This is a genomic window from Sphingomonas citricola (assembly GCF_019429535.1).
In the GTDB taxonomy this organism is placed as follows: Bacteria; Pseudomonadota; Alphaproteobacteria; order Sphingomonadales; family Sphingomonadaceae; genus Sphingomonas; species Sphingomonas citricola.
This window is the reverse complement of the sequence record NZ_JAHXZM010000002.1, coordinates 156,933-172,854: the sequence shown is the minus strand read 5'-3', so window position 1 is coordinate 172,854 and position 15,922 is coordinate 156,933. Positions and strand designations below refer to the sequence as shown.

At 67.5% G+C, this 15,922-nt stretch carries 11 protein-coding genes and 1 tRNA gene; 10 read left to right on the top strand and 2 right to left on the bottom strand.

From position 1 onward, the window contains the following. Positions 1-119 precede the first annotated feature (119 nt). The 10 genes from KZ810_RS04665 to KZ810_RS04620 all read left to right on the top strand — a co-directional run bounded on the left by KZ810_RS04665 (position 120) and on the right by KZ810_RS04620 (position 13,805). On the top strand, positions 120-2,633 hold the full coding sequence (locus KZ810_RS04665) for a TonB-dependent receptor domain-containing protein (protein ID WP_219767855.1): 2,514 nt from the start codon (positions 120-122) through the stop codon (positions 2,631-2,633). Between the two features lie 43 nt (positions 2,634-2,676). Further along, the gene (locus tag KZ810_RS04660; RefSeq protein WP_219767854.1) at positions 2,677-4,488 is read left to right on the top strand and encodes an alpha-amylase family glycosyl hydrolase; all 1,812 of its coding nucleotides are present in this window, start codon (positions 2,677-2,679) and stop codon (positions 4,486-4,488) included. Then, entirely contained in the window at positions 4,485-5,372 is an 888-nt protein-coding gene (locus KZ810_RS04655; RefSeq protein ID WP_219767853.1) for an ROK family protein, read from the top strand. The genes KZ810_RS04660 and KZ810_RS04655 overlap by 4 nt, the downstream gene beginning before the upstream one ends. Further along, a complete protein-coding gene (locus tag KZ810_RS04650; protein WP_219767852.1) occupies positions 5,369-6,721 on the top strand; it encodes an MFS transporter in 1,353 nt (450 codons plus the stop codon). Before KZ810_RS04655 ends, KZ810_RS04650 begins: the two co-directional genes overlap by 4 nt. 273 nt (positions 6,722-6,994) lie before the next feature. Beyond that, positions 6,995-7,357, top strand: a complete 363-nt coding sequence (locus KZ810_RS04645) for a hypothetical protein (protein ID WP_219767851.1) — start codon at positions 6,995-6,997, stop codon at positions 7,355-7,357. A gap of 125 nt (positions 7,358-7,482) precedes the next feature. Then, a complete protein-coding gene (locus KZ810_RS04640) occupies positions 7,483-9,396 on the top strand; it encodes a pilus assembly protein TadG-related protein (protein ID WP_219767850.1) in 1,914 nt (637 codons plus the stop codon). A gap of 35 nt (positions 9,397-9,431) precedes the next feature. Beyond that, positions 9,432-9,974 (top strand): TadE family protein, encoded by a 543-nt coding sequence (locus KZ810_RS04635; RefSeq protein WP_308461489.1) that lies wholly within the window; start codon positions 9,432-9,434, stop codon positions 9,972-9,974. Beyond that, positions 9,971-10,621 (top strand): TadE/TadG family type IV pilus assembly protein, encoded by a 651-nt coding sequence (locus KZ810_RS04630; RefSeq protein ID WP_219767848.1) that lies wholly within the window; start codon positions 9,971-9,973, stop codon positions 10,619-10,621. The genes KZ810_RS04635 and KZ810_RS04630 overlap by 4 nt, the downstream gene beginning before the upstream one ends. Before the next feature lie 131 nt (positions 10,622-10,752). After that, a tRNA-Pro gene (locus tag KZ810_RS04625) sits at positions 10,753-10,829 on the top strand. A gap of 417 nt (positions 10,830-11,246) precedes the next feature. Beyond that, positions 11,247-13,805: a TonB-dependent receptor gene (locus tag KZ810_RS04620; protein WP_219767847.1), complete on the top strand. Its 2,559-nt coding sequence runs from the start codon at positions 11,247-11,249 to the stop codon at positions 13,803-13,805. Here KZ810_RS04620 and KZ810_RS04615 read toward each other — a convergent pair. Together KZ810_RS04615 and KZ810_RS04610 are read right to left on the bottom strand one after the other, a co-directional pair. Next, positions 13,795-15,168 (bottom strand): sensor histidine kinase, encoded by a 1,374-nt coding sequence (locus KZ810_RS04615; protein WP_308461488.1) that lies wholly within the window; start codon positions 15,166-15,168, stop codon positions 13,795-13,797. The genes KZ810_RS04620 and KZ810_RS04615 overlap by 11 nt on opposite strands. 1 nt (position 15,169) lies before the next feature. Further along, positions 15,170-15,844 (bottom strand): response regulator transcription factor, encoded by a 675-nt coding sequence (locus KZ810_RS04610; protein ID WP_219767846.1) that lies wholly within the window; start codon positions 15,842-15,844, stop codon positions 15,170-15,172. Between the last annotated feature and the right edge of the window lie 78 nt (positions 15,845-15,922).

The window sequence follows — 15,922 nt, the reverse complement described above, 5'->3', positions numbered from 1 at the left end:
GCGCAACACCCGAGTCGTCTTTTGCAATCGATTGCGCAAAGTTGTTTGCAATCGATTGCACTGCTGATATCCATTCCTCGTCGACTCCCCGAGAGGGTCGCTTGCCAGGGAGGATCAAGATGAACGCCCGCCGCTACCTGCTGACCACCGCCGCGCTGTTCGCCGCCACCGCGGCACAGGCGCAGGTCACGCCGCGCCCGCCGGCGGATGCGGCGCCGGTCGACCCGACCACCGCCGCCGCTGCCCCCGCAGCCGGCGCGGAGGAGGACATCGTCGTCACCGCGGTCGCGCAGGGGACGAACCGGCTCGACTCCTCGATCACGACCAGCTCGATCAACTCGACCGCGCTGACGCAACTGGCGCCGCGGACCTCGGGCGAGCTGCTGCGCAACCTGCCCGGCATCCGCGTCGAGGCGTCGGGCGGCGACGGCAACGCCAACATCTCGGTGCGCGGGCTTCCGGTCGCCTCGGGCGGGTCGAAATTCCTGCAATTGCAGGAAGACGGGCTGCCGATCCTCGAATTTGGCGACATCACCTTCGGCAACTCCGACATCTTCCTGCGCGCTGACTTCAACGTCCGCACGGTCGAAAGCGTCCGCGGCGGCTCCGCCTCGACCTTCGCCTCGAATTCGCCGGGCGGCGTCATCAACTTCATTTCGAAGACGGGCGAGCAGGAGGGCGGATCGTTCCAGCTCTCGGGCGGGCTCGACTACCGCGAATATCGCGCCGATTTCGATTACGGTGGCAAGCTGTCGGACGACGTGACCTATCACCTCGGCGGGTTCTACCGCGCCGGCGACGGACAGCGCGCGGTCGGCTACGATGCGGTGAAGGGCGGGCAGATCAAGGCCAACATCACCAAGTCGTTTTCGAGCGGCGGCTATGTCCGCCTGTACGGCAAATATCTCGACGATCGCGCGATCGGTTACCTGCCCAACCCCGTTCGCGTGACGGGCAGCGACAGCGACCCCGACTACATCAGCCTGCCGGGCTTCTCGATCAACAACGGCACGCTTCACAGCGCCAACATCGGCACCGCGCTGACGCTCGACGGCAACAATCGCCCGGTGCGCCGCCAGATCAGCGACGGGCAGCATCCGGTCGTCGCCGCGGTCGGATTCGAGAGCAAGCTGCCGATCAGCGAGGGGTGGAACGTGGTGGAACGGTTCCGCTACGCCGACATCTCGGGCGGGTTCACCTCGCCCTTCCCCGCGAGCGTCGGCAATGCGCAGGCGGTCGCCAACGCATTGGGCGGCGCGGGCGCGCAATTGTTCTACGCCAGCGGCCCCTTGTCGGGGCAGCGGATCGCCAACCCCGCCGCGCTCGGCGGCAACGGCCTGCTCGCCAATGTCGTGCTGTTCGACGTCGACCTGAAAAGCCTGAACAACGTCACCAACGACATCCGCCTGAACGGCAACGTGCCCCTAGGGTCGGGCAGCCTGTCGCTGACCGGTGGCTTCTACGCCTCGCGGCAGGATATCCAGACCGACTGGCTGTGGACCTCGTTCGTCCAGACGGTGGAGGATCACGGCCGCGCCGCGCTGGTCGACGTGCGTACCGCCGCGGGCGCCGCGGTCACGCAGGCCGGCGTGCCGGGGTATTCCGCCAGCTTTTTCGGCAATTGCTGCCGCCGCAGCTATGACCTGAACTACACTACCTACGCGCCGTTCGCGCAGGTCGGCCTCGACCTGGGGCGGTTCAATCTCGACGGATCGCTGCGCTACGATTTCGGCCGCGCGCGCGGCAGCGTCGCGGGCTCGGATCTTGGCGCGGGCTTCGGTGCGGGGATCACGACGTTCGACATCAACGGCGACGGCGTGATCTCGGCGGCCGAGCGGCAGGTCGCGGTGATCCCGGGCCGGCGTTCCCCGCTCAACTACAATTACGATTACCTGTCCTATTCGGGCGGCGTGAATTTCCGCCTGACCGACGCGACTGCGCTGTTCGGGCGCTACAGCCGCGGCGGGCGCGCCAATGCCGATCGCCTACTGTTCGGCCCGTCGATCAACCCGGTGACGGGCGCGCTGACCGACAACGGCGCCGCGGTCGACTTCGTCCGCCAGCTCGAAGGCGGGTTCAAGTTCCGCCAGAACGGCGTCTCCTTCTACGCGACCGGTTTCTGGGCACGCACCGAGGAGCAGAATTTCGAAGCGACGACGCAGCGCTTCTTCAATCGCAATTACGAGGCGAAGGGCGTCGAGCTGGAGGGTCGCGTCGCGCGCGGTATATTCAGCCTGTCGGCGGGCGGTACCTACACCGACGCGCAGATCACGCGCGACGTGCTCAACCCCGCGGTCGAGGGCAATCGCCCACGGCGGCAGGCGAAGTTCATCTACCAGGTGACGCCGCAGGTCGATTTCCAGCGCTTCACGCTCGGCGCCAACGTGATCGGCACCAGCGCGAGCTATGCGCAGGACAACAACCAGTTGAAGATGCCGGGCTATACGCAGATCAACGCGTTCGTCGCGGTCCATCCGGCCGACGACGTCACGATCTCGGTCAACGGCAACAACCTGTTCGACGTGAAGGGCATCACCGAGGTCGAGGAAGGCGCGATCCCCGCGGGCGGCATCGTGCGCGCGCGCTCGATCACCGGGCGGACGATCTCGGCCGCGGTCAAGTTCGACTTCTGATCGCCCTTCTCCCGATCTCCCCGGAGCCAAAGGTCGACCGCGCGTGAGCGACGCTCTCTCCCCCCTTGAGCAACGCTTGCGCGCAGTCGGCCCGCGGCTCCGGCGTCAACTGCGCCGGCTGTACGGTGACGCGGCGGTCGGGCCGCTGTGGCAGCAGATCGAGGATGTGCTGCGCCGCGCGCATGCGGCGCGCGCGCCCGCGCTCGTCGCGCTCGACGAAGCCCGGCTCGCCGATCCCGACTGGTTCGTCGCCCCCGACATGTTCGGCTATTCGACCTATGTCGATCGCTTCGCCGGCAGTGTCGCGGGGCTGACCGCGCGGGCCGATCACCTCGAGGCGCTGGGGGTGCGCTACCTCCACCTGCTCGCATTGCTGAAGGCACGCGCGGGCGACAGCGACGGCGGCTTCGCGGTCGCGGATTATCTCGCGGTCGAACCGCGGCTCGGCACGATGGACGAAGTCGAGGCACTCGCCGAACGGCTGCGCGCGGCGCGGATCAGCCTGTGCGTCGACCTCGCGCTCAACCACACCGCCGACGATCACGAATGGGCACGGCGCGCGAAGGCGGGCGACCCGCACTACCGCGCCTTCTACCATGTCCTCTCGCCCGAGGACGCCGCCGCGCGCGAACGTGACCTCGGCCAAGTGTTCCCGACCACCGCACCGGGCAATTTCACCCGCGCGCCCGAGCTTGGCGGCGAGGTCTGGACGACCTTCTACCCGTTCCAATGGGATCTGAACTGGGCGAACCCGGCGGTGATGCTGGCGATGATCGAGGTGATGCTCACGCTCGCCAATCGCGGGTTCGAGGCGTTCCGGCTCGATTCGACCGCGTTCCTGTGGAAGGAAGCGGGGACCGATTGCCGCAACCGGCCGGAGGCGCATTACATCGTCCGTGCGCTCCGCTCCGCGCTCGACATCGCCGCGCCCGCGACCTTGCTCAAGGCCGAGGCGATCGTGCCGACTGCGTTCGTGCCGCCCTATTTCGGCGCGGACGACGGCGCGATCGACGATGCGGGCGGCTTCGAGCCCGAATGCCACCTCGTCTACAACAATTCGCTGATGGTCGCGGGCTGGGTCGCGCTCGCCGAGGGGTCGGCCGCGCTGCCGCGCGCGATCCTGGCGGCGAGCGGCGGGTTGCCGCGCGGCGCCAACTGGCTGAGCTATTCGCGCTGCCACGACGACATCGGCTGGGGCACGGTGCTGGGCGACCTCGCCGATCTACCCGCAGAGGTCGATCCGGTTGCCCGGCTGCGGGCGGCGGCGCGGTTCAGCGACGGGCAGACGCCCGGCAGCTGGGCACGCGGCGAACCGTTCCAGTCGGACGGATCGGTCCTCCACGGCAGCAACGGCACGATGGCATCGCTCGCCGGGCTCGAGGCCGCGGGCGACGACCCCGACGCGCGCGAGATGGCGTTCCGGCGCATTACGCTGCTGAACGCGCTCGCGATCGCAAGCGGCGGACTCGCCACCACTTACATGGGTGACGAGGCGGGGCTGCTCAACGACCATGTTTACCGCGACGACCCCGAGCACGCGCACGAGGGACGCTGGCTCCACCGGCCGCGGATGGACTGGGACGCGCTCGGCAGCGACGCCGCCCGCCGGATCACGCGCGACCTCGCGCGGCTGCGGCGCGCACGGATCGCGAGCGGCGGCGCGGGTGCCCCTGCCCCGCTCGACAGCGGCGACGCGCGCGTGCTCGGCATCGCCTGCGGGCGCGACCGCGTGTTTCTCAATTTCTCGGGTGACGCGGTAGGGATCGCCGCGCACGGGTTCGATCGCCTGTCGGGCGCGCCCGTTGCCGCGACCCTCGCGCCGTGGCAGACCGTCTGGCTGGGGGAGGACGCATGAGCGAACCGTTGTTCGGCTGCATCGAGGCGGGCGGGACCAAGTTCGTGCTGGGCGTCGCGCGCGCACACGACCGGGTGCTGCGCACGCATCGCGTCCCGACCACCGGCCCGCGCGAAACCATCGACGCCGCGCTCGCCTTTTTCGATGAGGCCGCGCGCGAATGGGGCGCGTACACCGCGTTCGGCATCGCCTCGTTCGGTCCCGTCGACCTCGATCGCCGCTCGCTCGACTGGGGTCGCATCACCGATACGCCCAAGCCGGGCTGGAGCGGGACCGACCTCGCCGGCGCGTTCGGCGCAGCGTTCGATTGCCCGGTCGGGTTCGACACCGACGTCAACGGCGCGGCGCTCGCCGAGCATCTGTGGGGCGCGTGCGTCGGGGCCGATGTCGCGACTTATGTCACGGTCGGCACCGGGATCGGCGGCGGCGCACTGGTCGAGGAACGCCCGCTACACGGCGCGCGCCACCCGGAAATGGGGCACGTCTATCCGCGACGTCACGCGGATGACCGCGACTTCGCAGGCATCTGCCCGTTCCACGGCGATTGCCTGGAGGGGCTGGCGAGCGGGCCCGCGATCCAGGCGCGCTGGGGGTGTTCGCTCTCCGATCTGCCGTCCGGCCACGAAGCCCACGCGATCATCGCCTCCTATCTCGCGCAACTGTTCGTGACGCAGCAGGCCCTGCTCTCGCCGCGGCGCATCGTGCTCGGCGGTGGCGTGATGGCGACGCCGGGGCTGATCGAGCGCGTCCGTGACGAGGCCGCTCGGCTCGCGGGCGGGTATTTCGGCACGCCTGATTACGCCGCGCTGGTGGTGCCGCCGGGGCTGGGCGACCGCGCCGGGCTGCTCGGTGCACTGGCGCTCGCACAGCGGGCGGCCCGATGAACGCGCCCGCTAAAGCCATCACCGGCTCGATCGACGGATCGCGCAAGCCGCGCCTGTCGCTCGCCCGGCTGATCGAGATGAACCTGGGGTTTCTGGGGCTACAATTCTCGTTCGGGCTCCAGCAGGCGAACATGGCGCCGATCTACGGCTATCTCGGCGCCGACGAGGCGTCGCTGCCGCTGTTGTGGCTCGCCGGTCCCGTCACGGGCCTGCTGATCCAGCCGCTGATCGGCGCGATGAGCGATCGCACGACCTCGCGGCTCGGGCGGCGCACGCCCTATTTCCTCGTCGGTGCAGTGCTGTGCAGCCTGTGCCTGTTCGCGATGCCGTACAGCCCGGCGTTATGGGTCGCCGCCAGCCTGTTGTGGATCCTCGACGCCGCCAACAACGTCACGATGGAGCCGTACCGCGCCTATGTCGGCGACCGGCTCGCGCCCGAACAGCGCGCGACCGGGTTCCTGACGCAGTCGGCGTTCACCGGGCTCGCGCAGACATTGTCCTATCTCGCGCCGTCGCTGCTCGTCTGGATCGGGTTCAGCAAGGACGCGGTCGACGCGAACGGCATTCCCGACATCACGCGCATCGCCTTCGTGATCGGCGCGGTGCTCAGCCTGACCACGATCCTGTGGTCGGTTGTGCGCGTGCCCGAACTGCCGCTGCCCGCCGGGGAACGCGCGCGGCTGGCGGCCGAGCCGCTGACGCTCGCCGCCGCGCTCGCCGACCTGCGCACCGCGCTGGTCGAGATGCCGCGGCCGATGCGGCAGCTCGCCCTCGCGATGCTGTGCCAATGGTACGCGATGTTCGCCTATTGGCAGTTCATTACCTTCGCGCTCGCGCGCTCGCTCCACGGCACCGCGGACGCGAAGAGCGCGGCGTTCCGCGACACCGCGCTGACGGTCGGGCAGCTCGGCGCGTTCTACAATGCGATCGCCTTCGTCGCCGCGATCGCGCTGGTGCCGGTCGCGCGCGCGTACGGGGCGAAGCGCGCGCACGCCGCCTGCCTGCTCGCCTCGGGCGCAGCGATGCTCGCGATTCCCGCGATCGGACACGAGGCCAGGCTGTTCGTCGCGATGCTCGGCATCGGCATCGGCTGGGCGAGCATGATGGGCAACCCGTACGTGATGTTGATCGACATGATCCCGCCAGAGCGTAACGGCGTCTACATGGGGATCTTCAACATGTTCATCGTCATCCCGATGATGGTGGAAAGCCTAACGATCCCGCTCATCTATCGCCCGCTGCTGGGCGGCGACGCGCGACACGTCCTCCTGCTCGCAGGCGCGCTGATGATCGCGGGCGCCGCAGCGACGATGCGGGTCGGCAGGGCGCGGTCGAGCGACGTGGGCTAGGTCGCCTTTCGCCGGGCGGTGCGGCATCCCCGCCGCTTTCGAAGCCGCTTGTCCGCGCCCGTTATCCCGCGAGCTTTTCGCTACTTGATCCCGCGCGGGTCGTGCCACGCCCCCTCAAGATCGATGCGAACGGGTTGCCGGTCGCGCAGCGATGAGCGGTCGGCGGGATGACGACGTCGCGCACCACCGCTATTGCCCGTCCGGGTGCGCCGCGACATGGCGGGGTCCCCGCGTCCCGCTCGGACGCGCTTGATGACAGGAGTGGATCGACCGGTGCGGTACGCAATTTTCTTATCCGTCGCCTGCCTGCTCGCGGGATGCGAGCGATCGCCGGCGACGTCGCAGGACGTGCCCGCCAACCCCAATGGCGCGAGCGTCGCGGCGATGCGCAACGAGATCGCGGGGGTCGAGGACCGGGTGAACCGTGAAACGCTGACGAAGCGCCTCGACAACCTCGAGCGGCGGATCGGTGAACTCGAGGCGACGCCCGAGAAGCTCGACCTCGATCTGCTGACCAAGCGGGTCGAGGCACTGGAATCGAAGGCGGCGGCGTCGCAGCTCGCGGATCGCCCGGTGGACCTGCCCAAGGCGTCGACACGCCCTACCGCGAAAGCGAGCGTAAACGTACCCGACTGACGCACCGCATGACATCGGGTTACGTCGCACCGCGCGATGTTTACGCATTATGGCAGAACGTTTGCCATTCTTAATCAGCTTTTCACGCTCGGCTGACATGACACCCCTCCAAAGGGGATAGTCACGTGCGCAAACTACGTAGCATCGGGCGCCACCGCCGTGGCGCGGCATTGCCAATGCTGGCCTTGGGGCTTCTGCCCGCACTGGCGGCGCTCGGCTCGGCGATCGACATGGGGCGCGTCTACGTCGCCAAGTCCGCGCTGCAGGCCGGGGTCGACGCGGCGGCGCTCGCTGGCGCACGCGCCTTCGCCGTGACCGACGACGGCCCGACCTCGCGCGGCGCGCAGGTCAACGCCTATTTCTATGGCAACTTCCCGCTCAACACGCTCGATTCGAGCGGCTTGGTGCTGACCCCGAAATTCAGCACGGTCAACAAGCGCAACCAGACCAGCGTCACCGCCACGGTCAACATCCCCATGACGTTCATGCGGACCTTCGGCATCCAGCAGCAGGCGATCTCCGCCGTCGCGGTGGCGGAAATCCAGCCGCACCCGCTCGAGATCATGATGGTGCTCGACAACACCGGATCGCTCAAGGCCGATCTGCCGGCGAGCAAGGGCAGCGCGTCGAAGACCCGCATCACCGCGCTCAAGGACGCGTCGCGCAGCTTCCTCGACATCCTGTACCAGGGCGCCGACAATCGCGAGGACCTGGCGCTCGGGTTCGTCATGTACGACATCACCGCGAACGTCGGGAAATTGCTGCCGTCGTCGATGGTCGAGCAGCGGTTCGGCTTCAACGACCTGCTCGCGACGCAGTTCGGCGGCGGCTGGCCGACGCAGCCGCTCGCCTGGAAGGGCTGCGTCTTCGACGACGCGACCGTGCCCGACCTGAACAGCACGCTGACCTATCGCGATCCGGGCGCGTGGGACATCGACCGCTCGCTACCGGGCGAAGGCGCGCACCCCAAGCTCGAGCCCTATTTCATCCCGCCGTTCTACACGCCGAAAGAGAAATTCAAGGCGGACAAGCCGACCAACAAGCCCGGCAAGGGCCGCCCCGGCAACGACAGTGCCGCGGACCCGAACAGCGAATATTACAAATATTCGAGCGGGGAAGCCGACTTCAACCTGTACAAGCTGCATCCACAATTTGCCGATACCATGCTCAACTACGACGCCTATGGTGACCGGTTCGCCTCCAACCCGTATCGCCGCTGGTTCTACCAATATTATCTAGGGCTCAACAACGGCGCGGCTGGTGTCGGCGACGACGTCATCACGCAGCCGAACGGCAGCTACTTCGACCCCGACACGATGGATTGGGATTTCGACACCAATTCGGGCACCGCGTTCCGGGTCAATTACGATCGCATCCCGCGCTTCCAGGCCGACTGGAAGGACGCGGCGGTCTACCGCGTCAACCCGCAGGGCGGCTCGACCAACAACGGCGGCGCCAACAAGACCGACGTCCCCTCGCCCAACTGGCAGTGCCCGGAAGAGGCCGAACCCGTCACCTACGGCCGCAGCAAGAGCTACTGGCTGAACGTCGTCCAGAACAAGAACGCCGCGATCTATCCCGCCAACGGCACGTTGCACCACGCCGGGTTGTTGTGGGGATACCGCCTGCTGGTGCGCGACGACGTGTTCAAGCGTACCAACCCGGTGAACGAGGATGCGAAGCGAGCGCTCGTCTTCATGACCGACGGCGAGACCGCACTCGGCACCGCGCCGAACGGCTATGCGAACCGCACCTGGACCTTCTACGGCAATTACGGCGACGCACCGATCTCGAAGAACGTCGGCGACCTGACGAAGCAGTCCGAACTGCGCTTTTCCAAGACGTGCGCGTCGCTTCAGGCCGAGAAGAATCCGCCCAAGGTCTACATCGTCGCGCTGACCACCACCGACAAGGCGACGCTCAACATGTTCGAGCAATGCGCCCCCGGCCACGTGTACCGCACGTCCGACGCGGCGACGCTCAAGGCTGCGTTCGACGACATCGCGTCCGAACTCGTCGACCTGCATCTGGTCAAGTGATGCGCATCCATCAGATAGTGCGATGCAGGCGCGGCGTGACGGTGATCGAGTTCGCGATGCTCGCGCCCGCGCTGTTTCTGCTGATCTGCGGCGCGATCGAGCTCGGCCACCTCACCTTCGCGCGGCAGACGCTCGAGGGTGCGATGATCGAGGCGGCACGCACCGCGACCGCGAGCATGGAGACGAGCGAGGCCGACCGCGGCACGATCATGCGCAAGAGCGTGACCGACGCGATGTCGCTGTTCCCCGCCGCGCCCGGCAAGAAGATCACGATCGAGACCAAGGTCTTCGCCGACTTCGCCTCGGTCACGCCGGAAATCTACACCGACGTCAACAAGAACGGCAAATACGACGCCAACGAGCCGTTCGTCGATCGCAACAAGAACGGCAAATGGGACCCGAGCACGCCCAAGACCGGGACGATGGGCGATGCGGGCGACGTCGTCAGCTACACCGTCACCTATCCCAAGGCGGTGCTGTTCCAGTTCGTCGGCAATGCGATCGGCTTCGCCAATGGGGTGGAGCCGCTGTCGGCGACGACGGTCGTGCGCAACGAAGCATTGCGGCGCAATTCGTGAGCGCCGCGCCTCTCCTCTCGCTCGCGCGCGATCGCCGCGGCGTCGCATTCCTCGAATTCGCGCTCGGCCTGCCGTTGTTCCTCGGCATGACGCTGACCGCGCTCGAATTCGGCAATTTCGTGATGGCGACCAACCGGGTCCAGCGCATGGCGGCGATGACGAGCGACCTCGTCGCGCAGAGCGGCACCGGCGAGGTCGGGATCAGCGAGAAGCAGGTGTACGACCTGTTCAACGCGATCGACCTGACCGCGAAGCCGTTCGACCTGCGCAATCGTGGCCGCGTCGTCATCACCGGGGTGCAGGGCACCGACAAGGACAATAACGGGACGATCGACAACACGATCCTGTGGCAGCGCTTCGACGGCGCCTACGTGCAGGCGGCCCCCGCGGTCGGTTGCGCGCAGAAGGTCACCGTCGCCACGCTGCCGAACAACCGTTCGCTGCTGCTCGACGAGGTCATGTTCCATGTCCAAGTGTCGTACAATTACGAACCGCTGTTCACCGTCATCCCGTTCGGGATGCTGAACGTCCAGCCCGCGATCACCCGCTCGGTCATGTTCCGCGCGCGGTCGAAGGATTTCACCACGCCCAATGAGGACAGCCGGTTTCCGCCGAAGAAGAACTGCACCAGCGCGACGGGTCTGTGACACCATCCGTCGCGCGGCGAGGCTGCCGTCGATGATATGACCGCGAAATAGCAGCGACAGCGGCTTGCGGTCGCCGAAATCGCTGATATAAGCCGCCGCCTGCCCCCGACCTCGTCGGGTCGGCACATGGTCGGGGAATAGCTCAGCCTGGTAGAGCACTGCCTTCGGGAGGCAGGGGCCGGAGGTTCGAATCCTCTTTCCCCGACCAATTTCCTTTTTGCTGGTAATCGACGCGTGTTGGCACTTCCCTTCAGGGAAAGGCTCGTTCGCGTCCGTCGTCGTGGCATGGCTCAGTCAGCGACCCATACGGCATGATCGCCAGCGCCGCCCGCATCGCTCATCCACGCTCCAGTATTCAATTCCCCGGAGGCCGCGGTTCGCCTCGATACGACGTTTGAGCCCGACACCCGGCGACCTGCGCCAAACTGACATTTCAATAGTCTATGAGCGGCGATCATGCCCGGCGCCGCCCCGTGTCGCTCCGAAGGCGCCATGCGCCGCCACGAGGATAAATGAGAATTGAATGAGCGACGCAAGTATTCGCGTGTAAACCAATTGTCACGGCACAGTATTCGATCGTCTCTATCGCCCCCGCAACGGCAAACGCCAAGTAAGGGGACATCACGTGTTACAGGTTTCGCACGCCAGGCTGCAACTTCTCTGCGGTGTCGCCGCGCTGGTCGTGCCTGTTTCGGCGCAGGCGGCGCCCGCTGCGCCCGCGACCGCTGCATCGGCACCGGCTGCTGATCAGACGACGCCGGCGCCGGCCGCGAGCGATGCCACCGCGGCCGCTCCCGCCGGCGGCCTCGCCGATATCGTCGTCACCGCGACCCGGCGTGAGACCAACCTGCAATCAACCCCGGTCGCGATCAACGTGCTCAACACGCAGGCGCTGCAGGACCGCCACGTCCAGAGCCTGTACGATCTCGCCGACGGCGCGGTGCCGAGCCTGCGCGTCGCGACCTTCGAGGCACGGCAGAGCGCGCTGACGATCGGCATCCGCGGCATCGTGCCGCTCGACGCCAACCAGCCCGCGCGCGAGCAGGGTGTCGGCATCTACGTCGACGGCATCTATCTCGGCCGCCAGCACGGGTTGAACGCCGCCTTGTTCGACGTCGAGCGGATCGAGGTGCTGAAAGGTCCGCAGGGCACGCTGTTCGGCCGGAACACCGAGGGCGGTGCGCTCAGCATCGTCACGCGCGCGCCGTCGGGCGAGTTCGGCGGGCGCGTCCGCCTCGGGGTCGCGAACCTCGGCGGCTATAATGGCGACGTCCACCTCGACCTGCCCGAATACGCCAATTTCAGCGTCAAGCTCGACGCGGTGAAGCAATATCAGGGCGCGGTGACGCAGAACCCGCTGCCGGGGCAGGTCGGGTTCGGCTATTACGACCGCGAGGCCGTGCGCGGCGCGATCCGCTGGCAGCCGATCCAGGGGCTGACCAACGATTTCGCCTATGATTACGGGCGTGACAAGAATTCGCCCTTCTACAGCCAGCTGCTGAACGCCAACCCCAACAATTGCGTCGCGGGTGCGCAGTCCGCCTCGCCCAATTGCGTCCTGCCCGGCACCGCCTATACCACGCTGACCGGCGCGGTGCGCCCCGTGCTGCCGGTGGTCCAGGTCAACGGTTCCTCGCGGATGCGCCGCGCCGACATCGGCGTGGTGCAGCAGCCCAGCGTCGACCAGACGCACGGCTTCACCAACGTGCTGAAGTACAAGGCGACGCCCGATATCGAACTGCGCTCGCTCACTGCATGGCGCGGTGTCGACGTGGCGCAGTGGGACAATTCGGGTGGCGCGCACCGCGTGCCGCTGCTCAATTGCACCGCCGCCACGTGCAATTTCAGCCGCTACAGCATCGCCGACCTGCGCCAGCGCCAGTTCAGCCAGGAATTCCAAGCGGTCGGGACGATCGACGCGTTCGACTTCGTCGGCGGACTTTATTACTTCAACGAACACGTCAGCGACGACGCGGCGACGCCCAATTCGCAGCAATACAATCAGGCGACCGGCGTCATCACGACACTCGACCCGTGCATCGGCGGCGGCAGCGTCGCCGCGCCCGCGGGCTGGCAGATCGGCTGCCGCCAGATCGACCGCGCCTCGGAGGTCTGGTCGAAGAGCTATGCCGCTTATGGTCAGCTCACTTGGAACGCGACCGACGCGATCCACATCACCGCGGGTGGGCGCTACACACACGATACCAAGCGCGGCGTGCTGCACTTCTCGCGCAACATCAACTACGACAATCCGGCCAATGCCGCGATCGTCGCGCGCAACGGGTACCAGCCGCTCGACAAGACGTGGAACCGCTTCAACCCGATGGTGACGGTCGCCTATGACGCGACGCGCGACCTGCACTTCTACGCCAAATACGCGACCGGCTACCGCGCGGGCGGCGCGAGTTCGCGGACGTCGAACTATCAGGCGTTCAATCCCGAGGACGTGCGCTCCTACGAAGTCGGCATGAAGTCCGACCTGTTCGACCGCCGCGTCCGCTTCAACCTCGCGGGCTACATCATGGACCGCGACAACAGCCAGGTCGACATCAGTTCGATCCAGGTGACCGCGACGGGCAATTTCAACAACCTCGTCACGATCAACGCGCCCGGCACGACGCGCATTCGCGGCGTCGAGGCCGACCTGACGGTCAATCCGATGGAGGGGCTGACGCTCAATGCGTCCTACGCCTATACCTACACCCGCATCCCGAAGGTCAACATCGTCAACTCGGTGACCACCAACGGCGTCACCACGTCGACCACCGTGCCGCAGCAATTCTACATCGTGTTCACCCCGCGCAACGCGGCGAGTGGCGCGATCGATTACGCGGTGCCGGTCGGCGACGGCAACCGCCTGACCTTCCACCTCAACGGCAATTACGCGCAGGCGACGCAGTCGTTCGACCAGTTCGCGACCAAGGCGGACGCATCGCTGATCTTCAACGGCCGCGTCGCGCTCGGCGACATTCCGCTGGGCACGAACGGGCAGAAGCTGACCGTCGCGATCTGGGGGCGCAACCTGTTCGACGAGCAATATGTCTATCGCCGCGATCCCTCGAACAGCCTGCCCGGCGCGCCGACCACCAACGTGACCAGCGGCAGCATCAACAACGTGCTGGGCGACTACGGCAACTTCAATGCGCCGCGTACCTTCGGCGTCGAAGGCACGGTCAACTTCTGAGGTCGGCCGTCGCGGGGCCCTCGACGCCCCGCGGCGCGACCGTCAGGCTGATCGTCGCGGCGAGCCCCGGCCCCGCGTCACCGAGTGTCAGCGCGCCCCCGTGCAGGTGCGCGATCGCCTGTACCAGCGGCAGCCCCAGACCGTGCCCCGGCCGGTGTCGGCTGGGGTCCAGCCGTCCGAATCGCCTGAGCGCGCGTGCGTGATCCGCGGGAGCGATCCCGAGCCCATTATCAGCAACGCAGACACTCGCGCGCCCGCGATCCTGCGCGACCGCGACCGTGACGACCGATCCCGCGGGCGTATGCGTCAGCGCATTCTCGACCAGATTGACCAGCGCCTGCGCGAGCAACCCCCGGTCCCCGATGATCTGGACCGGGTGCGTCGCGGCGCCGGTCAGGCGGTGCCCCGTTTCCGCCGCCGCGTCGCGCAGCGTTTCGATCACCTCCCCCATCAGCGACGCGAGATCGACGGGCGCGAAGCGCGCGCGCCTGTCTCCGCCCTCGACCTCGGCGATGCGCAGGATCGCGGAGAAGGTCGCGAGCAGCATGTCGCATTGCTCGGTCGCCTGCTCGATCTCGTGTCGCATCGCCGCCGCGGTCGGCGCATCGGCGGCGAGCGCCAGACGCCCGCGCAACCGCGCGAGCGGGGTGCGCAGATCGTGCGCCACCTCGCTGCTGACCTGCCGCAGCCCATCCATCAGCGCCGCCACGCGGTCGAGCATGTGGTTGAACGCCTCCGCCTGCGCGGCGAAGGCGCCGCCGCGCGCGGGGACCGGGACGCGGTGCTGCAAGTCGCCGTTGACGATCGCCGCCGCCGTCGCGCGCACTTCGCCGATGCGGCGCCGAACGATCAGTGCGAAGGTCGCGGTGCCCGTCAGCACGATCAGCATGATCGCGCCGAAGCCGATCATGTAATTGCGCGCGCGGATGAACGCGTAACCGTCGACCGGCTCGGTCTCCGCGATGGTGATGAGGCGCAGCCCCCCGCCCACGTCGCGCCGTTCGGCCCGCCCGGCGGTCAGCCCGGCGATGCCGTCGCTACCCGACACGCTCGAATAACCCGGTGCGATCGCACGCGCGAGCGCGACGTTCCCTCCCAGCCGGCGGCCCCGCACATCCTCGAGCTCGAACCCGATATCCCCGGTGTCGCGGCGATGCGCGAAGCGATCGATCCGCGCGAGGATCGCGGCAGCGTCGCCCGGCCTGACGCCGTCGGTGATCGCGTCGGCGACCAGATCGATCCGCGCGTCGACCAGACCCGTGATCGCGGCGTGCGACGCGCTGTACGTCGCGTAACCGGTCAGCGCTGTCGCCGCGGCGAACAGCGCCAGAAAAGCGAAGAGCAGCGACCGCAGCGAGGTCACCTCACTGCTCCAGCATATATCCCACGCCGCGCTTGGTAACGATCGGGTCGGGGGCGCCGTTCGCGGTCAGCTTTCGCCGCAGCGAGCGGACCTGCACCTCGATGATGTTGGTGGCGGGCTCGAAATCATATCCCCACACCCGCTCCAGCAGCATCGTGCGGGTGACGAAGCTGCCCGCGTTGCGCGCCAGTTCGCTCAGCAGCTTGAACTCGAGATTGGAAAGGTCGAGCGCGTCGTCGCCGTACCACGCGCGGTGCTTACCCGGGTTCACGAGGATCCGTCCGGCGCGCAAGGTGTTGGCCCCCTCCCCCTTCCACCCCCGCGCACGTACCAGCGCGGTCAGCCGCGCGTCGATCTCGCCGACCGGCGTCGGCTTGACGATGTAATCGTCCGCCCCCGCCTTCAGACCGTCGACCTTGTCGATCGAATGCCCGAGCGCGGAGAGCATCAGCACGGGCAGCGTCTGTCCGCGCTCGCGCAGCCGTTCCACCAGTGTCGTGCCTTCCATGTGCGGCAGCATCCGGTCGAGGATGACCGCATCGAAACGCTCGCGATCGTTGGCATCGATCGCCGCCAGTCCGTCCGCCGCGACGGTCACCTGATGGTCGAGCGCCTCGAGCGATTGCGACAATGTGGTGGCGAACTCGGCATCGTCCTCGACCAGCAGCAGCTTCATGACATCCGATCCCTCGCTACCGTTCGCACACGCGGCTGCGCGCCCGACCTGCTGCGCATTGGTAGCGGTCGCGAAAGG